Annotated in this window: 19 protein-coding genes and 3 tRNA genes; 20 read left to right on the plus strand and 2 right to left on the minus strand. The window is 48.8% G+C overall.

The window, feature by feature from the left end; translation table 11 throughout:
* The first annotated feature begins 9 nt into the window (after positions 1–9).
* Together GEOB_RS13005 and GEOB_RS13010 are read left to right on the plus strand one after the other, a co-directional pair.
* Positions 10–783, plus strand: coding sequence for an acyl-[acyl-carrier-protein] thioesterase (locus tag GEOB_RS13005; protein ID WP_012647702.1), 774 nt, complete (start codon positions 10–12; stop codon positions 781–783).
* Between the two features lie 18 nt (positions 784–801).
* Positions 802–1,746, plus strand: a complete 945-nt coding sequence (locus GEOB_RS13010) for a divergent polysaccharide deacetylase family protein (RefSeq protein ID WP_012647703.1) — start codon at positions 802–804, stop codon at positions 1,744–1,746.
* A gap of 19 nt (positions 1,747–1,765) precedes the next feature.
* Here GEOB_RS13010 and GEOB_RS13015 read toward each other — a convergent pair whose 3' ends face one another.
* Positions 1,766–3,115 carry a ParA family protein gene (locus tag GEOB_RS13015; RefSeq protein WP_041267555.1) on the minus strand — a complete coding sequence of 450 codons (1,350 nt, stop codon included), beginning with the start codon at positions 3,113–3,115 and terminating at the stop codon, positions 1,766–1,768.
* Positions 3,116–3,216: 101 nt separating this feature from the next.
* Here GEOB_RS13015 and xseA point away from each other — a divergent pair, with 101 nt between their 5' ends.
* The 6 genes from xseA (at position 3,217) to GEOB_RS13045 (ending at position 9,517) form a co-directional block, all read left to right on the plus strand.
* Positions 3,217–4,557 (plus strand): exodeoxyribonuclease VII large subunit, encoded by a 1,341-nt coding sequence (xseA, locus tag GEOB_RS13020; RefSeq protein ID WP_041267147.1) that lies wholly within the window; start codon positions 3,217–3,219, stop codon positions 4,555–4,557.
* A gap of 87 nt (positions 4,558–4,644) precedes the next feature.
* Positions 4,645–4,875, plus strand: coding sequence for an exodeoxyribonuclease VII small subunit (locus GEOB_RS13025; protein WP_012647706.1), 231 nt, complete (start codon positions 4,645–4,647; stop codon positions 4,873–4,875).
* 35 nt (positions 4,876–4,910) lie between these two features.
* A complete protein-coding gene (locus GEOB_RS13030) occupies positions 4,911–5,804 on the plus strand; it encodes a polyprenyl synthetase family protein (RefSeq protein ID WP_012647707.1) in 894 nt (297 codons plus the stop codon).
* Positions 5,804–7,678 (plus strand): 1-deoxy-D-xylulose-5-phosphate synthase, encoded by a 1,875-nt coding sequence (dxs, locus tag GEOB_RS13035; RefSeq protein ID WP_012647708.1) that lies wholly within the window; start codon positions 5,804–5,806, stop codon positions 7,676–7,678. The genes GEOB_RS13030 and dxs overlap by 1 nt, the downstream gene beginning before the upstream one ends.
* 68 nt (positions 7,679–7,746) lie before the next feature.
* Positions 7,747–9,009, plus strand: coding sequence for a peptidase MA family metallohydrolase (locus GEOB_RS13040; RefSeq protein ID WP_012647709.1), 1,263 nt, complete (start codon positions 7,747–7,749; stop codon positions 9,007–9,009).
* A 94-nt stretch (positions 9,010–9,103) separates the two neighbouring features.
* On the plus strand, positions 9,104–9,517 hold the full coding sequence (locus GEOB_RS13045) for an RrF2 family transcriptional regulator (protein WP_012647710.1): 414 nt from the start codon (positions 9,104–9,106) through the stop codon (positions 9,515–9,517).
* Between the two features lie 39 nt (positions 9,518–9,556).
* Here the strand turns inward: GEOB_RS13045 and GEOB_RS20165 are convergent, their stop codons facing one another.
* Positions 9,557–9,727, minus strand: coding sequence for a hypothetical protein (locus GEOB_RS20165; RefSeq protein ID WP_012647711.1), 171 nt, complete (start codon positions 9,725–9,727; stop codon positions 9,557–9,559).
* 96 nt (positions 9,728–9,823) lie between these two features.
* Here GEOB_RS20165 and tig point away from each other — a divergent pair, with 96 nt between their 5' ends.
* The 12 genes from tig (at position 9,824) to GEOB_RS13105 (ending at position 21,142) form a co-directional block, all read left to right on the plus strand.
* Positions 9,824–11,131, plus strand: coding sequence for a trigger factor (gene tig, locus GEOB_RS13050; RefSeq protein WP_012647712.1), 1,308 nt, complete (start codon positions 9,824–9,826; stop codon positions 11,129–11,131).
* A gap of 20 nt (positions 11,132–11,151) precedes the next feature.
* Positions 11,152–11,751 carry an ATP-dependent Clp endopeptidase proteolytic subunit ClpP gene (clpP, locus tag GEOB_RS13055; protein WP_012647713.1) on the plus strand — a complete coding sequence of 200 codons (600 nt, stop codon included), beginning with the start codon at positions 11,152–11,154 and terminating at the stop codon, positions 11,749–11,751.
* Complete coding sequence (gene clpX / locus GEOB_RS13060) at positions 11,748–13,001, plus strand: ATP-dependent Clp protease ATP-binding subunit ClpX (protein ID WP_012647714.1); 1,254 nt, start codon at positions 11,748–11,750, stop codon at positions 12,999–13,001. Before clpP ends, clpX begins: the two co-directional genes overlap by 4 nt.
* A gap of 18 nt (positions 13,002–13,019) precedes the next feature.
* On the plus strand, positions 13,020–15,449 hold the full coding sequence (gene lon / locus GEOB_RS13065) for an endopeptidase La (RefSeq protein WP_012647715.1): 2,430 nt from the start codon (positions 13,020–13,022) through the stop codon (positions 15,447–15,449).
* Positions 15,450–15,542: 93 nt separating this feature from the next.
* Positions 15,543–15,619: transfer RNA gene (locus GEOB_RS13070), tRNA-Asp, on the plus strand.
* Positions 15,620–15,623: 4 nt separating this feature from the next.
* Positions 15,624–15,699, plus strand: a tRNA-Val gene (locus GEOB_RS13075).
* A gap of 55 nt (positions 15,700–15,754) precedes the next feature.
* Positions 15,755–15,831 (plus strand) — tRNA-Asp (locus tag GEOB_RS13080).
* A gap of 197 nt (positions 15,832–16,028) precedes the next feature.
* Complete coding sequence (locus GEOB_RS13085) at positions 16,029–16,742, plus strand: polyprenol monophosphomannose synthase (RefSeq protein ID WP_012647716.1); 714 nt, start codon at positions 16,029–16,031, stop codon at positions 16,740–16,742.
* Positions 16,743–17,260: 518 nt separating this feature from the next.
* Positions 17,261–17,995 (plus strand): 6-bladed beta-propeller, encoded by a 735-nt coding sequence (locus GEOB_RS13090; RefSeq protein ID WP_230198939.1) that lies wholly within the window; start codon positions 17,261–17,263, stop codon positions 17,993–17,995.
* Positions 17,992–18,729 (plus strand): cytochrome c3 family protein, encoded by a 738-nt coding sequence (locus tag GEOB_RS13095; RefSeq protein ID WP_012647719.1) that lies wholly within the window; start codon positions 17,992–17,994, stop codon positions 18,727–18,729. The genes GEOB_RS13090 and GEOB_RS13095 overlap by 4 nt, the downstream gene beginning before the upstream one ends.
* A gap of 11 nt (positions 18,730–18,740) precedes the next feature.
* Positions 18,741–19,829 carry a cytochrome c3 family protein gene (locus tag GEOB_RS13100; RefSeq protein ID WP_012647720.1) on the plus strand — a complete coding sequence of 363 codons (1,089 nt, stop codon included), beginning with the start codon at positions 18,741–18,743 and terminating at the stop codon, positions 19,827–19,829.
* Between the two features lie 104 nt (positions 19,830–19,933).
* The gene (locus tag GEOB_RS13105) at positions 19,934–21,142 is read left to right on the plus strand and encodes a type II secretion system F family protein (protein WP_012647721.1); all 1,209 of its coding nucleotides are present in this window, start codon (positions 19,934–19,936) and stop codon (positions 21,140–21,142) included.
* Positions 21,143–21,144: the final 2 nt, after the last annotated feature.

Genomic DNA, 21,144 nt, shown 5'->3' on the forward strand with positions numbered 1-21,144 from the left:
TAAGGTCCAATGGACAATGTATTCGAACATAAGCTGCGGGTCCGCTACTACGAAGTGGATTGCAAAGACTCGATCAAGCCGGCCGCCATTTTCAATTTTATGCAGGACGCGGCAGCTTCCCATGTGAGACAGTTGGGCTTATCCGTTGCCGATCTCGGTAAAAAGAACCTGACCTGGGTCATCTCCCGTTTTCATCTGCGCCTGTTGCACTACCCTCGAGGAAATGACAGGATCACCATTCACACCTGGCCCTCCACCAAGGACGGACTGTTTTCATGCAGGGAATACACAATCAGGGATGAAAATGGAAAAGTCATTGCCCTGGCCACCAGTTCCTGGGCCGCCGTCAATATTACCACCCGCCGGCCGGTGCGCCTAAAGGACCATCTCCGCGACTTTCCGCTTAAGTCAGAGCGGGCAATTGAAGATGATTTCCCCTCTTTACCCCGTCCGGGCAGGATCGATGGCGAGCAGCGTTTCCAGGTACGCCGTAGCGATCTGGACATCAATCGACATGTTAATAATGCCGTTTATGTGGACTGGGCGTTGGAAACTGTGCCGTTGAGCATTGCCGAAAAATACAGGCTGGCAGAAATCGAAGTTAGCTTTCGCGGAGAAGCATTGTACGGGGACAATGTGGTGTGCAGCTGCGAAGTTTTTCCGGTTTCGGCCGAAGAAGTTGAGTGTCTGCATCAACTGGTGAATGAAATTGACGGCAAAGAACTGACACGCTTCCGTTCCTTCTGGCGGCTGTTGGTTGACGGACAAAAGGCAGCGGCCTGAAAAGCGGAGGATATCTACTTGGCAAAAAAGAAGGGGAAAGGGACAAATAGACGCAAGAGTTCAGGGGGCAAATACCGGCAACTGGTTACGCTCCTGGCTGTAATAGTTTTGATAGCGTTGGCTTTTTTCCTATTGGAACAGTCCAGGCATACCTTGCCTGGAAAACAGGAAAGGCAGGGGAGCGTTGAACGACAGAAAATGCCTGCTCGTCCTGCGGCGAAACCCGGGAAGCATGATATCTATACTGCAGCCAAGGCGAGACCCGTTCCACAGGCAAGGACGAGGCCGCACCTGACCGGTCCCGGCACCGTTGCCATCATTATCGACGATATGGGACGCAGCACCAGAGAAGCCGATTCTTTACTGGCAATCAACCTGCCAATTACCTTCGCCATTATTCCCGGATATGCCAAGGCAAGGGCTGTCGCCGAAATTGCCCATGGCAGGGGAGGGGAGGTCATGGTCCACATTCCCATGGAGCCACAGGGATACCCGGAGAAAAAGATGGAAAAAAATGGCCTGCTGCTTGGGGAGAGTAATGAACAGATAGCCTCCAAGGTGAAGGGGTATCTGCAGGAAATTCCTTATGCGGTCGGCGCCAATAACCATATGGGGTCTCGTTTTACCGAGAGCGAAGAAAAGATGCAGCCTGTGCTGCAGATCCTGCAGGAAAAAGGCTTGTTCTTTGTCGACAGCATGACATCCCCCAAATCGGCAGGATTCCGCCTCGCCAGAAAGATGGGACTTAAATCGGGGACCAGGCAGGTGTTTCTCGATAACGTGCAGAATGTGCAGGCGATCAATGCCCAGTTGCAACAGGTGGCAGATGCCGCCAGGAGGAGGGGCAGTGCCATTGCCATTTGTCATCCTCACCGGACCACCATTCAGGCACTGTCAGGGATGATGCCCCAGTTGAAAAAACAGGGAATCACCTTCGTTTATGCGTCACAAATTGTCAGCTGACCTTTCCTTCCTTATTCGTTCAGCAGATCTGTTCTGCAATATGTCTTTTCAGCTTGGCGAATGCCCGGTAATTTTCCTCCATGAGGATCGCCTCAGGATTGCCGGTGGTTATGGGGTGAACAAAAAGAAATGCATCTCGCAAGGTTTCCCCATATCCTCTCAAAGTGTCCAAGGGAGGGGCCAATTCTCCAGGTTGATACGCCTTGCTGGACATGGGCAGGCCGCTGAGATCGAAACGATGGCACTCAACTTCAGTCCCCCTACCTGCGGAGACCGGCTTGAAGGCAAAGGCGGATTCCTTTATGGTGTCCTGCAGCATCAGCCGTACCGGGTCATCTGCCGGCAGCCCCTGTGGCAGATTATAAATGGACGACAGCAGGAAACGTGAGAAGCATCTTTCTTCCATAAAACCTGCATCACTTCCGTCGGATGTCTCATAAAAATAGGTAATGCCGCTTTTTGCTTGGCTGGATGGGCTGCCGCACATTATGCAGTGAGATTTGACGCCGCTCAGCCGAGCAAAAAATTCCTCTTTCTTGCGGGTGTCTTCAGCGGTGAGCCATTGATGGAAGAGCTGTGACCGTGGTTCGGTGGTGGCATTCATTTCCTGGAGCACACTTCTGGCCAGTTGGGTAAACTGGCTGTAAACGTCGGTACTGCGGGCATGGGTCAGGATCGGATAAATCTTGCCCTCCGGATTGGTGTTGAGACCTTCGACCTTGGGGCTTTTGGATATATAGGTATCGTGGCAGCGGTAACCGCGGTTAATGGCGTAGGCCTTGAGGAGTGTCTTCTGATCGCTGAACATCCCTTCGAATTTCACCCTCTCATCCACCAGGCAGGGGATCAGGGAAAGGGTCTTCTTGTCCATGCCACGTTTATCGAAGAGGTCGAAGATGTTGCGGCAGTTTTCCATGCTGGCCATGTCCTTGATGGGAATGATCACCTGGTCGGCTGCAAAGAGCGCATTCTGAGTAAGTATGTCCAGGTCAGGCCTGGTATCGATGATCAAGACGCCTGAGATGCCGGAAGATGCCAAAAGCCTTGCCAGAACCATGGGACCTTTCATCGAGCTTTTCAGGCCGGAGAGTGCGCCGGAAGAGGGTATGTAACTGACCCCATACTGCCCCGTGTGAAGCAGGTCTAAACCAGGCGTTTCAAGGAGCAGGTCGGAGACATCCTTATCCTGTTTCTGTCCCTTGATGGCGAACATCTTGTCTATGGTGAAGTGATTGTCGAAGGAGAAAATGGAAACGGGCAGGTTTTCATCCAGTGCCTTAAGGAATATGGCCAGGTTTGTCGCCAGGGTGGTCTTGCCGACCCCCCCTTTTTCCGAAGATATGGTGATTACATATGGATAGTTTTTCATGGCGGCATCATACAATGAAGCTATTCCCATGGTCAACCGGTAGTTTGACAGGCTATGGCGCCTATGGTAGAAACAGCTGTGAGTAAGGGAACACAGGGGGCGTGGTGCTTTTTGCCGAAAAGAATATTCTTAGCGTAAGTCAGCTGACCGGACTCGTCCGCAACGTGCTGGAGGATAATTTTGATCATGTCTGGGTGGAAGGGGAAGTATCAAACCTTGCCACGCCGGGTTCCGGCCATCTGTACTTCACGCTGAAGGATGCATCTGCACAGCTCCGCTGCGTCATGTTTCGCGCTTCTGTCCGCGCTCTGAAATTCAAGCCCAGCGATGGTATGGGGCTTATTGCCCGCGGCCGGCTCTCGGTCTTCGACGCACGTGGGGAGTACCAGCTTATTGTGGAATACCTGGAACCGAAAGGTATTGGCGCTCTGCAGCTCGCATTCATCCAGCTAAAGGAGCGATTGGCCAAGGAAGGACTTTTTTCCGATTCACACAAGAAAGATATACCCAGACTGCCCCAGCGCATAGGTATTGTGACCTCGGCCACCGGTGCGGCTATCCATGACATTCTGAACGTACTGAACCGACGTTTTGCCAACGTGCAGGTACTGCTCAGGCCGGTGAAGGTTCAAGGTGAAGGAGCTGCCGAAGAAATAGCAGCTGCCGTGAACGATTTAAACAGATATGGAAGCATAGATGTCATGATCGTCGGTCGTGGCGGAGGTTCACTGGAAGACCTGTGGGCCTTCAACGAAGAGATCGTGGCGCGTGCCATCTATCGATCCTCGATTCCTGTAATTTCTGCCGTAGGCCATGAGATAGATTTTACCATATCAGATTTCGTTGCCGACTTGCGTGCCCCTACGCCATCCGCAGCGGCGGAGATGGTGATAAAAAGCAAAGCGGAAATCTCTGCCGAACTGGAGGCATTGTTCCACCGCCTGGGAATGGCCGTTCGCCGACTGCTCAATGAACATTGGGGGGAGCTCAATGGCTTGGTCCGTGCTGTCAAGGATCCATCGATGCTCCTTGGCCATCTGGCCCAGCGGCTTGATGACCTGGAAGGCAGATCATGGCGCTGCATTCGTCAGTTGCTGATCAGAAGCGCCGACACAAATCATTTTCTTCATGACCGCCTTCGTCTGCAAAACCCTGTCCTGCGGTTGGAGCGATGCCGGGAGCAGCTCCTTCTTGTGCAGTCCAGGATCGAAAAGACCATGATGCATACTGTCGAGCGGGCGGGGCAGTCCCTTGCCTTCAATGCCGGCAAGCTTCAGGCACTTTCACCTTTGGCCACCATGGCCCGTGGTTATTCTATCGTGAAAAAGCTTCCGGGTGGTGCGGTGGTAACCGATCGGGACCAACTGGCCCCCGGCGATTCCCTGGATATATTGCTCAGAAAAGGACGCGCTATCTGTCGAGTGGAGTGCACCCATGACTGACAGCGGTCATCAAACCTTGACTGCTTGGCACTTATCTGTATAATAACGCTGTTTTTCCCCAAAACTCCTGTCGGAAAGAGCTTATCCATGGCCGTTGAAAAATTCGAAACCGCCCTCAAAAAATTAGAAGAGGTAGTGAAGAAACTGGAAGGTGGAGAGCTCTCCCTTGAAGACTCGCTTAAAGCCTTTGAGGAAGGGATCAAGCAGGCAGCTTTTTGCTCGAAGAAACTCAATGAAGCAGAAAAACGGGTGGAAGTCCTGCTCAAGCAGAAAGATGGCCGATTTATAACCGAACAGTTTCAGCCTGAAGATGAATGAATGTCTAATATCCCAACGTATGAAATGAGATATGAATGGATTTGAAAAGTTACCTGAAAGAACGCTGCCAGCTGGTAGATGATGCACTCAACCGATTTCTGCCCCTTGCCGATGACCTTCCTGCTTCGCTCCACAAATCAATGCGTTATTCCATCTTTGCGGGGGGGAAAAGGATCCGCCCCATACTGATGCTCGCTGCCTGTGAAGCCGTGGGAGGGAATATATCCCAGGCCATGCCTGCCGCCTGTGCCATGGAGATGATTCACACCTATTCACTGATACATGACGACCTGCCTGCCATGGACGATGATGATTTTCGTCGCGGCAATCCCACCAACCACAAGGTTTTCGGCGAGGCCGTAGCCATTCTTGCCGGAGATGCCCTTCTTACCGAGGCATTCATACTGCTCAGCAATCTGGCAGCGGCCCCAACTGTCCCGCCAGCTGCACTGGTCCAGGTAATTCAGGAAATTTCCTGCTGCGCCGGATCAAGAGGGATGGTTGGCGGACAGGTGGTTGACATGGAGAGCGAGGGCAATGCCGAGATAGATCTGGCGACAGTCCAGTACATTCACACCCATAAGACCGGCGCATTGATCAAAGCTTCGGTCAAGTCCGGGGCGCTGCTTGGCGGTGCAAGCAGCAAGGACGCCGAAAGTCTCACCCGTTACGGTGAGGCTATAGGGCTGGCTTTCCAGATTGCCGATGATATCCTCGACATTGAGGGAACCACTGAGGAGATCGGTAAGGACGCCGGCAGTGACGAAGCCAGGGGAAAGGCGACCTATCCCGCTGTGATGGGCTTGGCAGAAGCCAAAATACGTGCTGCGGAACTGGTGGACATCGCCCTTGATGCCCTGTCTGCTTTTGATGGAAAAGCGGATCCCTTACGTGAAATTGCATCTTACATCGTGAAACGGAAGTCCTGATGGCTGGTTTACTAGAGACAATCAGCGGTCCTGAATCACTGAGGAAACTTTCGCTCAGAGAATTGAATATCCTGGCCGGTGAACTGCGTGAAGTCATTATCAGCACTTGTTCCGGCAATGGCGGGCACTTGGCGCCCAGTCTCGGGGTTATCGAGCTTACCATTGCTCTGCACGCTGTCTTTAACAGTCCTAATGATAAAATAGTGTGGGATGTGGGACATCAGGCGTATGCACACAAACTGCTGACCGGTCGCCGTGAACGGTTCGGCACCCTGCGCCGGTTGGGAGGCATAAGCGGGTTTCCCAAGCGCTGCGAGTCACCACATGATGCTTTCGATGTGGGACATTCTTCCACTTCCATCTCCGCTGCCCTCGGCATGGCCTTGGCCCGTGACCTGAAACGGGAGAAAAACAAGGTGCTGGCCGTTATCGGTGACGGCTCCATGACCGGCGGACTTGCCTATGAGGGGCTCAATCACGCCGGACACCTTAACCGGGATATGGTGGTGATTCTCAACGACAACGAGATGTCCATCTCCGAAAACGTCGGAGCCCTTTCAAGCTTCCTCAGCCGGACCATCACCAGCGAATTTGTCCATAAGATCAAGAAGGATGTGGAGGGATTCCTGGAAAATATGGACGGTCTTGGCCGTGGCGTTCTGCAGGTGGCGAAGAGGGCGGAGGAAAGTCTTAAGGGGCTTTTTACCCCCGGCATGCTCTTTGAGGCCTTCGGCTTCGAATATGTGGGGCCCATCGATGGCCACAATATCGAACTGCTCATGCAGACCCTGGAGAACGTCAAGCGTTTCGACGATGCAGTGCTGATACATGTATTGACCAGGAAGGGGAAGGGTTACGGTCCTGCCGAAACCAATCCGTCCCTTTTCCATGGGGTCGGGCCTTTCGATGTGACCAGCGGCAAGGTTGCCAAGGGGAAAGGGGGGGCAGCCTCCTATACCTTTCTCTTCGGTGAGGCTCTGAACAAGATAGCCAATGACAATGAAAAAGTCGTTGCCATTACCGCTGCCATGCCCGATGGTACCGGACTTTCGGCCTTTGCCGCCAAGCATCCAGACCGTTTTTTCGATGTGGGGATTGCAGAACAGCATGGTGTCACCTTTGCCGCGGGTCTTGCCGGCCGTGGATTAAAGCCGGTGTTTGCCGTTTACTCCTCTTTCCTGCAAAGGGCCTATGACCAGATATTCCACGACGTCTGCCTGCAGAACCTGCCGGTGGTTTTCGCCATCGACAGGGCAGGAGTGGTGGGCAGTGACGGCCCTACCCATCATGGGGTCTTCGATCTGTCATACCTGCGTTCCTTTCCCCAGATGACCCTGATGGCGCCCAAGGATGAAAACGAATTGCAGCACATGCTCTATACGGCCATCAATCATGATGGTCCTTCGGCCGTTCGCTATCCGCGCGGCAATGGTCATGGAGTTGCCATTGATCAGGAGTTCAGGGAAATAGCCATAGGGCAAGGAGAGATTCTCCGTGATGGTGGCGATGTTGCCATCCTGGCCCTTGGCACCATGGTTTATCCGTCCATGGAGGCAGCCGATCTCCTTGCTGTCGAAGGCCTGAATGTGGCGGTAGCCAACATGCGCTATGTAAAGCCCATTGACAGGGAGCTTGTCCTTACATTGGCTGCCAAGGTCGGTAGACTGGTAACAGTTGAGGAAAATGCCTTGCAAGGCGGCTTTGGTGCAGCCGTTCTTGAGGTGCTCGAAGAGGAAGGACTGAGCCACTTGCCAGTCACCCGGATTGGCTATCCCGACTGTTTTATTGAACAGGGTGAACAATCTGAGTTACGGATCCGGTATGGACTGGATTCCACCGGAATTGCCAAAAGCATTAAGGGAAGTATGCTGTAGCAGTGAGAGCCGGGCCATGCCCGGCTTTTTTTTCATCTTTCGTTAAATTTTGAGTTAACGAGGCTGTCATGCAAAAAATGACCTTTGCCTGTTTGTCCGTTGTATGTCTACTTGCTTTTCTTTTTTGGCCCATTCCTTCCTGGGCCGACGATCCTTTGATCCGCAATGATTATGCACTCGAGTTGTTGAATGCGGGGGAATACGAAAAAGCCCTTGAACAGCTGCAGAAGGCTTTTTCTTTCTACCCCTACGACGAGACATTGCGCAAGAACCTGGCTGTGGCCTACATGTATATGGGTAAAAAAGAGCTTGAAAACAATCGCTATCTGGAGGCTGCCGAAAATTTTGACCATGCGCGAGAACTTTCCCCAGGAAATTCCACCTACGGAATGATGCGCGGAATAGCATTTTACCTGGCAAAGAACTATGATGCTTCAAAATTCGAACTGCGCAGAGCCATTGATGACGGCAACAGGACCACCGACATTTACTATTTCCTCGGGCGTGCCCATTATGATTCCGGTGAGCTGGAATCAGCCGTAGAAAGCCTGGTCAAGGCCCAAGAGCTTGAACCAGGCAATAAAGTTGTGGCTGACCTTCTGGAGAAGATCCGTAGGGAGGTCACTGTCGAGTCAAAGATGGGCAAAGGGCACAGCTCTAAATTCGAGATATCCTATGATACGGAGGCTACCTCCAGTCTGGCTGATGCAGTTCTCGATGCACTGGAGACAGCCTATAATCAGGTAGGTTCGGACCTTGATTATTTTCCTTCAGCACGGATACCGGTCATCCTCTATACAAAGAAGGACTATCGACTGGTAACCTCAAGTCCGGAATGGTCGGGAGGGCTTTATGACGGCAAAATCCGTCTCCCCATAGGTGGGGCGGCGGAACTTACTCCACAACTCAAAGCAATTTTATTCCATGAGTACACTCACGTTGTCGTCAATGAGCTTGCAAGGGGCAATGTTCCCACATGGTTAAATGAAGGACTTGCCGAGTATGAAGGGCGAAGGGAGTATAATCCCCCTATGGCTGAGCTGGGAGGGGTAGCAAAAATCGGCAGTTACCTGCCGTTCTCTTCCCTTGAAGGCTCTTTTGGAGGTCTGAGCAGCAAACAGGCTTCACTGGCATACCAACAGAGCTACTCCCTGGTCAACTACATGATCGGCGCCTATGGCTGGTTCAATGTGAAAGAGATTCTGGTGAATCTCGGCAGGAGGATATCTGTAGACGCCGCTTTAAGTAAAGCCCTGGGTGGTTTTGCCATGGATTATGCCGGCATGGTGCGGGAATGGCAAAACTACATGCGGAAGGAATTCGGCAGGTGAACGTGACCAAGAGGTGGTTCCCTGGAATCTTTTCCTTGACAGGGGAGCAGACTTTGACTATAAAAAGACAAAACTGGTCCTAAAGGTTGTTTTGATGATGGAGTTGACCCGCAAGGGAGAATATGCAATCAGGGGCATCATTTATCTGGCCCAGCAGTCCCCGGGCAAGGTCTCTCTCATAAGCGAGATTGCTTTGGCCACCGATGTGCCCCAGACATTTCTCGCCAAAATTTTTCAGAGCTTTGCCAAGCTGGGTATAATAAATTCATCCCGTGGCACCGGGGGCGGGTTTGTTCTGGGACGCCCTGCTTCTTCCATAACCCTCCGCCAGGTGGTCGAAGCCGTTGAAGGCCCGATCATTCCCAACCGCTGTCTTATGGATAGCGGCGCATGCGACAGGGGAGGGTACTGCAATGTGCATAATGTGTGGAGAACCGTACAAAGTAATGTGATAGGGATTCTGGATAGCGTGACCATCGAGGAACTGGCAAAGCCGAGGGCAAGCTAATTTTTTCGGCAACAAAAGAAAGTAAAAGGGCAGGGAATGTTAAAATAAGGGCCTTTTATCATGGCGAAAGGGGCCTTTTTCTTTTTTGCTGCTGGTTTCAGCTGCAAATACTTCTTTCTTGACACAGATGACATCGTTTGTTATTTTTACAAATCCATTTTTAGGTGTGTAGGTAGCTTTAAAGCCCATCAAGAGGGGTTCGATAACCATCCTAAAAAATTCTGCTCCTGTTTTTCCCGCCAAATATCCATGTCTGAACCATGGCAGTGATCCTGCCTGTTAATTACCTGATAAGAGAGGAATAAAATGCAGATCAGTGTCGAATCGTTAAGTTCTGTGAAAAAAAAGATCAATTTTGAGATCCCGGCAGCGCGGGTTGCTTCAGAGGTGGAAAAAGTCTATGACGAAATCAGAAAACATGCCGCCATCAAAGGCTTCCGGAAAGGCAAGGTTCCCAAAGATATAATCAAGAAGCATTACCATGAAAAGATGGCTGATGACGTCCTGAAAAATATTGTTAACGACACTTACTTCAAAGCCTTGACTGACGAAAAGATTTACCCTGTATCATACCCGGTCATAGATAGCGATGAACTGAAAGTAGGGGAAAATTTTAAATATTCTGCAACCGTCGAAGTGTTTCCGGATGTTGAGGTTAAGGATTATGACGGGCTGGAAGTTAAAAAGGAAAAATTTGTTCTGAACGATGAGGTGGTTACTGGCCGCCTGCGGGAGATGCAGGAGAATATGGCCCATCTTGAACCTGCTGAAGCTGGTGTTGCAGCAAAAAGCGGAGATTATGTTACCTTCGATTTCAAAGGTTCCATTGATGGTGTACCCTTTGACGGTGGAGCTGCTGACGATTTCCAGCTTGAACTTGGTTCAGGCCGTTTTATTCCCGGTTTTGAAGACCAGCTTGTGGGCATGAAATCCGGTGACGAAAGTGAAATCAAAGTGACTTTCCCTGAAAACTACGGCCAGAAAGACCTTGCCGGTAAAGATGCCTCCTTTACCGTTAAAATAAAGGAAATCAAGGTAAAGGAACTGCCCGAGCTGAATGATGATTTTGCCAAAGACTTCGGCGAATTCGAAACTCTTGAAGATCTGAAGAAAAAGATCGCGGAAGTGCATAATCTGCAGGAAAATGAGCGGATAGAGGCTGACCTCAGGGATCGACTGATAAAAGCCCTCATCGAAAAAAACAGTTTCGAGGTTCCTGAAACTCTTGTTGACAAACAGCTGAATCTGATGCTTGAGAACAGCAAAAGAAGACTGGCCATGCAGCGACTTACCATTGAGATGATGGGGCTTAACGACGAGGGCTATAAAGCACAGTTTCGCAGTGCTGCCGAGACACAGGTCAAAGGTTCCATACTGCTGGATGCACTTGCCCGCAAGGAATCCATCGAGGTCACTGCTGCTGAGGTGGATGAAAAGCTAGAGCAGATCGCTCAACAGAATAATCAGGACCTTGAGCAGGTGAACAAATTTTACCAGCAGAATGCCCAGGCAAAGGAAAATCTGAGCGCCCAGTTGAAGGAAGACAAGGCAATAGAGCTTTTATTGTCAAAAGCCACCGTAACAGAGGTTGAGCGCAAAGAACTGGATAAATAATTTTAACCCTAGGAGTTGACATGCTTGTGCCAATAGTAGTTGAGCAAACCGGAAGAGGTGAGCGGTCCTACGATATATATTCCAGACTTCTCAAAGACCGGATCATCTTTCTGGGTGGAGCAATAGATGACACTGTTTCGAATCTTGTCATTGCTCAACTCCTCTTTCTTGAAGCGGAGGACCCTGACAAGGATATCCATCTTTACATAAATTCTCCTGGTGGCGTAGTTACTGCGGGGATGGCTATTTACGATACAATGCGCTATATCAAAGCACCAGTATCAACCATCTGTGTCGGTCAGGCTGCTTCCATGGGTGCATTTCTGCTTTCTGGTGGTGAGAAGGGGAAAAGGTTCAGTCTCGCCAACTCCAGAATAATGATTCATCAGCCACTTGGTGGATTTCAGGGGCAGGCCACCGACATACATATTCATGCTCAGGAGATATTGCGCATGAAAAAGAAACTCAATGAGTTGCTGGCTGAACATAGCGGACAGACGGTGGAAAAGATCGAGGCGGATACGGAACGTGATTATTTTATGTCTGGTGAAGATGCGAAAACCTATGGTATCATAGATTCCATAATTACCAGAAACACCATTACGGGAGGTTCCCGGTGAGTAGAAGAGACGACCGGTCCGATAATCTGATCTGTTCCTTTTGCGGCAAAAGCCAGGAAGAGGTAAAAAAACTGATCGCAGGTCCCACAGTTTACATCTGTGACGAATGCATCGAGTTGTGCAACGACATCATAGCCGAAGAGTCGAAACTTGAAGAGGCAACGGGACCGGATGTCAAAAAGCTGCCAAAACCCCTTGAAATAAAAGATGTCCTCGATGAGTATGTGATCGGACAGAAACAGGCCAAAAAGGTTCTTGCCGTTGCAGTCTATAACCACTACAAACGCATTGAAGCCATGACCAAACCGGGCGAAGTGGAGATGCAGAAAAGCAACATCCTGCTTCTGGGTCCGACAGGCTCAGGTAAAACCCTGCTGGCTCAGACTTTGGCAAGGATCCTTAAGGTTCCATTCGCCATGGCAGATGCAACCAACCTGACAGAGGCTGGTTATGTAGGTGAGGATGTGGAAAATATCATTCTTAACCTTCTGCAGGCTGCCGATTATGATGTTGAGCGGGCACAGAAGGGCATAATCTATATAGATGAAATCGACAAAATAGCCCGCAAGTCGGACTCTCCTTCCATAACCAGGGATGTTTCCGGCGAAGGTGTACAACAGGCTCTTTTGAAAATCATCGAGGGCACTGTTGCCAGCGTGCCTCCCAAAGGTGGACGAAAGCACCCTCAGCAGGAATTCCTTAAGGTAGATACGACAAATATTCTCTTTATCTGCGGTGGCGCTTTTGCAGGTCTGGAAAATATCATACAGCAACGGATTGGGGTCAAGACTTTAGGTTTTGGCGCTGACGTTAAAAAGAAAATCGAGAAAAAAGCCGGGGAGCTGCTTATCGGCGTAACGCCAGAGGACCTGCTGAAATTTGGATTTATTCCTGAATTCGTAGGGCGGCTGCCTGTTCTTGCTTCTCTCACCGAATTGGATGAAGAAGCAATGGTTCAGATACTCAAGGAACCCAAAAACGCCCTGGTCAAACAGTACCAGAAACTTTTCGACATGGAGCACGTCAAGCTCAAATTCACGGATGGTTCATTGGTTGCCATTGCCAGAGAGGCTTTAAAAAGGAAAACCGGAGCGCGAGGGCTTAGGTCCATACTGGAGAATGCCATGCTCGACATCATGTATGAGATACCATCTCAGACCATGGTTAAAGAGGTGGTAATCAGCGAAGATGTTATCTACAACAAGGAAAAACCAATTATAGTATATGAAAGCGTGGCGGAGTCCGCCTGACGCATGGGAAACTGTTAAATGTCTGAAAAAACTAAGATCAGCAGCATCAAGAGAGGGAAACCGACCAGGTTCCCTCTCTTTCCTTTAAGAGATATGGTGATTTTTCCCCACATGGTGGTGCCTCTGTTCGTAGGGAGGGAAAAATCGATCCATGCCCTGGAAGCGGCGATGAATGGCAATAAATACATCTTTCTCGCCACCCAGAAAAATGCCAAGGTTGAAGACCCTAAACAGGATGAAATATACAGCACCGGAACCATCTGTCACATCATTCAACTACTTAAACTTCCTGACGGTACGGTGAAAGTGCTTGTCGAAGGTAAAAAACGTGGAACGATCCTCTCCTACCTGAACTGTGACGGCTACTTTACCGTGGAAGTCGCAGATGTTTCAGAAACTTCCAACAAGACGGCTAAATTGGAGGCCCTTGTCAGAGGCATCCGTAGTTCTTTCGAAAGATATGTCAAACTTACCAAAACCATACCTGCTGAAGTGACCAATGTGGTTTCCGGTATTTCGGAACCTTCCCGGCTGGCAGACAGCATAGCTACCCATTTAAACCTGAAAATAACGGACAAGCAGGACCTGCTTTCCCTGGCTGATCCGTTGAAAAGACTGGAAAAGCTCCTGGTATTCATGGAATCGGAGATTGAAATACTGCAGATTGAAAATCGCATTCATTCCCGTGTCAAAAAACAGATGGAGAAAGCGCAGAAAGATTACTATCTCAATGAGCAGATGCGGGCAATCCAGAAGGAACTGGGAAATAAGGATGAGTTCAAGCAGGAACTGGCAGAATTGGAAAAGAAAATAGCCCGACAGAAAATGCCTGTTGAAGTCTCTGAGAAAGCTCTGTCTGAATTGAAGAAGTTAAAATCAATGTCTCCTGCCTCCGCTGAGGCTGCCGTTATAAGAAATTACCTGGATTGGCTCCTTTCCGTGCCCTGGACTGAATCGTCTGCTGAAAACAAGGATATAGCCACTGCCGAATCTGTTCTCGATGCTGATCACTTTGGACTTGAGAAGGTAAAAGAGAGGATACTGGAGTACCTGGCAGTTACTTCTCTTGTTGCCTTGAAGGGACCTATAATATGTCTTGTCGGGCCTCCAGGGGTCGGCAAGACATCCCTGGTTAAATCCATCGCCAGAGCCACGGGACGGAAGTTTATCAAAATGTCTCTTGGAGGAGTGCGTGACGAAGCAGAAATCAGAGGACACAGACGTACATATGTTGGAGCCATGCCGGGCAAAATCATACAGAGCATGAAAAGAGCTGGTACAATCAACCCTGTCTTCCTTCTGGATGAAATCGATAAAATGAGCACGGATTTCAGGGGGGATCCTGCTTCAGCTCTGCTTGAAGTGCTTGATCCTGAGCAAAATTTCACCTTCACCGATCATTTTCTCGATGTTGACTATGATCTGTCCAGGGTAATGTTCGTGACGACCGCCAATTCCCTTCATTCCATTCCACGACCGCTTTTGGACAGGCTTGAGGTTATAAGGCTGGACGGTTATCTGGAAATGGAAAAACTTGCCATCGCAAAACAGTACCTGGTGAAAAAACAGCTGGCAGCCCATGGCCTGGAGGAAAAAAATGCGACATTTACTGATAAGGCCATATTGGAAATAATTCGCCACTATACCCGTGAGGCAGGAGTAAGAAACCTTGAGAGGGAAATAGCCAATATTTGCCGAAAAACCGCCCATGCTCTTGTAAAAGGTAAAAATTCAAGATCAAAGAAGATTTCCATTTCGGACAGAGAGATTAAAAATTTCCTCGGGGTTCCGCGTTTCAGATATGGGATGGGAGAGGAAACGGATTCCATAGGAGTTGTTACAGGACTTGCCTGGACAGAAGTGGGGGGGGACTTGCTGAAGATTGAAGTTGCCACTCTTCCCGGTAAAGGTAAAATGATCATAACAGGTAAACTTGGTGAGGTGATGCAGGAATCCGCCCAGGCTGCCATGACTTATGTCCGTTCCCGAGCATTGATGCTGGGGTTGGAGCCCGACTTCTATCAGAATCTGGACATACATATTCATGTCCCTGAAGGAGCGATCCCTAAGGATGGTCCATCTGCGGGGATAACCATGGCAACGGCGATAATCTCTGCTTTGACAAATAAGGCAGTTTTGAATTCCATTGCCATGACCGGTGAAATTACTCTTCTGGGCAGAGTTCTTGCCATAGGCGGTTTAAAGGAAAAGATTCTTGCTGCCAGGCGTGGTCTGATAAAAAAAGTGCTTATTCCGCTAGATAATGAGAAGGATCTGGTGGAAATGCCCAAGGAACTCATTGCAGGGTTGGAAATAAGATCAGTAAAACATATGGATGATGTTATTTTGAACGCTTTTGTTTCCAGTCCATTAGTTGCAAAAGCCGATAGTTTTTCAGATGCTGGCGGTATGATGAAGTCTCAGTCTGAAAAAGTTACATCCCATTGAGACTTTTTTTTGCAAAATAGTCTTGACACAATTGGTATTGTTTTGATATAAGAGGTGTCTGCTTAAGACAGGACGTCAAGTCTTGCAGGTCAAGGGGTCGTAGTTAAGATGGTTATAACGCCGGCCTGTCACGCCGGAGGCCGCGGGTTCGAGCCCCGTCGACCCCGCCATTAAGGGCGAATAGCTCAGCTGGGAGAGCGCCAGCCTTACAAGCTGGATGTCACAGGTTCGATCCCTGTTTCGCCCACCAAAACACTCGCGGGAGATAACATCTCCCGTTTTGTTTTACCACCACAATTTAATTTGGGGTCGTAGTTAAGATGGTTATAACGCCGGCCTGTCACGCCGGAGGCCGCGGGTTCGAGCCCCGTCGACCCCGCCATCTAGAGAAGCCATGCTTGTAGCATGGCTTTTTCTGTCAGATTTATCTCTCCTCAACAGCCTACCGGTCCTTTCGCTTGACTTAGAAGCTCCAAATCGTTTATCCTTCAGAAGTTACGGCACCACAATTCAGTTTCCCAAAAGTCATGTCCTCTATTAATAAGGCTCAAAATATATGAAGATTAAGGGGGGGTATCGGTGAAGACTGTTGTTGTTATACCCACCTATAACGAGTGTGAAAATCTTGAGAGACTGACGACGAAAGTCCTTGCTCAGGATGTATCCATCTCCATTTTAATCGTTGACGACAATTCCCCTGACGGGACCGGTGACCTAGCTGATAAAATGGCAGCATTAAATCCAAGGATCAGCGTCCTTCATCGCAAAGGAAAACTTGGCCTGGGATCAGCGTACAGAGAAGGATTCCGTCTCGCGATGCAGCAAGGTGCAGACTATATAATCGAAATGGATGCAGATTTTTCCCATGACCCGGAGATACTGCCGCACTTTCTTCAAAAAATGTCCGATTTTGATCTGGTCATAGGATCGCGGTATCTGAATGGGGTCAGTGTTGTTAATTGGCCCATAAGACGACTTATTCTCAGCTACTCTGCCAGTGTCTACACACGCCTTATTACTGGCCTCAAGATTTCCGACTGCACCAGCGGGTTTAAATGTTTCAGTCGTAAGGTTTTAGAAAAGATAAACCTGGACGAGATAAAATCTGATGGATATTCCTTTCAGATTGAGATGAATTTCCGCTGCGTCGAGCAAGGCTTTAAAGTCGGGGAAGTGCCGATCATTTTTATCGACAGGCATGCTGGGTCATCCAAGATGTCAAAAAAAATCGTCCGCGAGGCGGTAATAATGGTCTGGAAATTGAAACTCGGCTCACTATTACACTATAAATAAGGATATGAATAAGGAACCACCATGTCGTCCCAACAATGGGCCATTCTTACATTACTAGGTTTTTATGGCTGGATTTCATCTACTGTAGCTTTCATTCTGACCAGCTTTCCATCAAATGGAGGATTTCTGGTAAAAAAAGGAATCAGAATCGGAAGCTGTGTTGTTTTCTTTTTTGTCATGTGGATAATCGGCATGCTTAACGCCTGAAAGGGGAGTGGCTATTGCTTTTTAAAGCTTTTCTTACCGTTTCCCTGCTCCTGTTTACTGCCTGTGCAGCTGTTGAGCCGCTTACTCTCCACGATCCCCAGATTAATCTTGCTTGGCCTTATCCCCCCAACGAACCTCGAATCAGGTTTCTTCGGACCATCAACGGCCCGGACGATATTCTGCCCCCTCGTGGAAAGATCAGAAAATATTTTGATTATTTGACGGGTGAGTCGGACCAGGGAATAAAGCTTGATCTGCCCTTCGCTATCGGAGGGGATGGCGAATCCGTACTTTATATAGCAGATACAGGCATGGGGATTGTTCACAGATACGATTTGGAGTCACGGGAGGTGGGATACCTTCTCATGGCCGGGGAGGATGTGCTGTCGAGTCCTGTAGGGGTCGCGGTTGATTCCGCTAAAAACCTGTATGTCTCCGATTCGTTGAATGGCAAGGTGTATAAATACGATAAAAATGGAAAATTTCTTGGGGAATTAAAACCGGAAAAACCCTTCTCCAGGCCGGCCGGTATTGCAGTAAACAGCAAAGACGAAAAGTATGTGGTGGATGTTCTGGCACACAAACTGTATCTTTTTGACAAAGAAGATCGCTTTAAGAGTCCTTTCCCGCGAGAAAGTGAAGATCAGGAACTTAGTTACCCATCCAATGTTGCAGTGGATAGCAGTGATAATGTGTATATTACCGATTCAATGAATTTCACCATTAAAAAGTTTACGCCTGATGGCGAACTTAAGGGCAAAATTGGCGACATAGGCGACGCTCCCGGTTCTTTCGCCAGGCCAAAAGGGATAGCTATTGACGGGGAAGGTCATCTTTATGTTATTGATGCCACCCTTGATGATTTCCAGATCTTTAACTCGGGAGGAAAACTCCTTCTGCATGTGGGGAAAAATGGCGCAAGACCTGGGGAATTTTATTTGCCCAGCGGTATATATATCGATAAAAAGGATCATATCTTCATCGCAGACACTTACAACAGCAGAGTGCAGGTTTTTCAGTATTTGAGAGAGGGTACGAAACAGTGAAAAAGGTTCTTGTCGGAATGGCTGTTCTCATTAGCCTGATAATTCTCCAGAAAAACAGTTTTGCCATTTATGGTCCCAAGGTAACCGAGACAGGCAACAAGCACAACTTGTCCTATGACAATACTGGGGTTACATACAAGGCCTCCGATTCCAGTGATCCTCGCGCACGCCAGATATGTATATTCTGCCATACACCTCACAATGCGGTGATCAATCGTGGATTGTGGAACAGGATGGAGACCACCCAGGTCTTCGGACAATACACCGCTACGGGTCTTCGCATCAGAACCGATCTCAAAGCCATAAGCGATTATAACGAACCAAATGGTGCATCACGGCTCTGTCTCAGTTGTCATGACGGAGTTACTGCACTCGGAGCCGTTGCTCGGGGCACCAACATAGCCATAAACGGTGATCTTGCCAAGGTTATGGCCGGAATCAACGTTTTCGATCGCACTAAAGTTACCAATTCCCATCACCCTGTTTCCTTCAATTATGCCCGAGTGCAGCAAGCCCTGCCTGATTACAAGGTCGTTTCTTCCGATGGGAAAGTAAAACTTGACGGACAAGGCAGGATGCAGTGCACCACCTGTCATGATCCTCATCAGACCAGGGATACGACCATGCCTTTCTGGGTATGGGACTACATACCACCGGATCCCCCTTCGGATCCTGCGAACTCACACGATGCAGTATGTGTTACCTGTCATCAATTTCCTAACAATACCTTCTAAGGAAATTCCTTATGTATAAAATACTTTTCATATCCGTGTCGCTGCTAGCCATGTCCCTATCGATATCAGCGTTCGGGGCCGACAAAGTTACCCACCTGGATGGGACAAAGGTACCTCGTGGTTGCGCCACATGTCATAATCGTTTCAATTTCAAGACAGGGGGCGGCGTTGCAATATGCATTGTTTGCCATGGTGATCCTTCCCGGATTTCCCAGGAATACAAATTCATGCCAAAAAAATTTGCCCCCAAAATGTCCGACCAGAAAAACGTCGAGGCTGAGTTTAAAAAGCCCTATCGCCATCCTGCCTTCGAATTTTCAGCAGGAGTGCACCGGGCACAGGAGAATTTTCCTGAAACGGATTCCAGGGCACAGCGTCATGCAACGTGCGGCGATTGCCATAATGTTCACTATTCCACCTCTACCAACAAATTTGCCGGATTAAAGAATAAAAGGGGGTTGGTAACGTCCATATCCAATGAGTATGAGCTTTGCTACCGGTGTCATGGCGATAGTGCAAATCTTCCCTCACGATCTACAAATAAAAGAGTTCTGTTCGCTTCAACAAATCCATCCTTTCATCCCATTGAAGCCGAAGGTAGAAATTCGGCTGTAGTCAGTCTATTGAAACCATACAAGGAAAAAAAGATTATTCCGGGAGATGTATCCCGAATTTCATGCAGCGACTGCCATGGAAGCGATAATTCCTCATCTCCTTCTGGACCACATGGCTCCAACTATGAGTTCATCCTGGTAGAAAATTACTCTATCAGGGACAATCAGTCCGAGTCGCCGCAGAATTATGCTCTATGCTATCGGTGTCATAGTCGCACCAGCATCATGAGCGATGAAAGCTTCAAGTATCACTCGCTGCATATCAATGGAAGGGCCGCCGGTTCATCTTTTTCAGGTACTTCCTGCCATACCTGCCATGATTCCCATGGAAGTACCGAATACAAATATCTTATTAGATTCAACCAGGAGATAGTTGCCGCCAATGCAAACGGAACCTTGAAATTTGTGGAAAAAGGAGTAGCTTCATTCCGTGGCGAATGTTATCTTTCGTGCCACGGCGTGGACCACGATCCAAAAAAATATTAAAAATCTACATTTATATGTTAAGATATGGTAATTAAAACCACAGCCTTTTGTGCTGTGGTTTTAATTATTCTAATTTCAAACTTTTTATGGTAGATTCTGCCTCTATGTCTCTCTTTAAATGTAAAATAGGTGCCGCAGACGGCAAAATTCTTGAAAAGGAACTTGAGGCTGCAAATGTTTCCGTTCTCAAGCAAAGCCTTGAGGAGCAAGGCTTTTTTGTTTTTGAGCTTAAGAAAAAGCCAATGCAGTTTCTTCAGGACGTTGGTATCAGTCGCCGCAAGGTTGACAATAAAGCCCTCCTTACCTTTAACCAGGAATTACTGGTGCTGATCAAAGCCGGTCTACCGATCATTCAGGCGCTTGATACCATTTTGGAGCGGGTAGAGAAGGGGCGTTTGCCCGAAATACTGAATGACGTCCGGGAGGATGTTAAGGGGGGTGCCGCTTTATCAACAGCATTTCAAAAGCACCCGAAGGTCTTCCCCCATCTGTACATCGCTTCGGTCCAGGCTGGCGAGAGAACCGGCGATCTACCCCAGACCATTTCCCGTTATATTGCATTTCTTAAGAAATCAGAAGGCTTTAAGAAAAAGGTCATCTCCGCCCTTATTTATCCCGGAATCATCCTGACTGTTGCGTTTCTCGCCGTAACCATGCTGCTGGTCTATGTAGTACCCACATTCAGCCAGGTTTACGCCGACTCAAAATCGAGTCTTCCGTTACCAACGCAAATGTTGATCGGATTTACCAGTGTTCTCAAACGTTATTTCCTTGTCGCTGTCGGTCTCATCATCATTTCAGCGTTCCTTTTAAGGAAATGGTCGGAAACGGAAGCCGGCAGATTCAGGGTGGATAGCCTCAAGATCAGGATTCCGTTCGTTGGTCCACTTCTCATCAAGTATGCCATGACCACTTTCATGCGGACTTTGGCCACTGTTATGGGGAGTGGTATTCCCATTGTGGAATCACTCAGAATGTCAGTGGGTACGCTGAATAACATGTTGCTGGAGCGGAAGCTTCTGGCTGCCGTTGTAAGGGTGGAAGAAGGGGTCCAGCTATCTTCAGCCCTTGAAGGCACCAGGATGATGCCTCCCCTTGCTTTGCGCATGTTGGGTGTAGGCGAGACAACCGGTTCGCTGGAAGAAATGCTGGGCGATATATCCGAATATTTTGAAGAAGAAATAGAGCGGCATTTAAATGTGCTGACAACTTCCATAGAGCCTGCCATCATGGTAATTATGGGAATAATTATCGGCGGCATCATCATAACCATGTACCTGCCAATATTCAAAATAGCAGGGACAGTGGGCTGAAG

Source organism: Geotalea daltonii FRC-32, assembly GCF_000022265.1.
GTDB lineage: Bacteria > Desulfobacterota > Desulfuromonadia > Geobacterales > Geobacteraceae > Geotalea > Geotalea daltonii.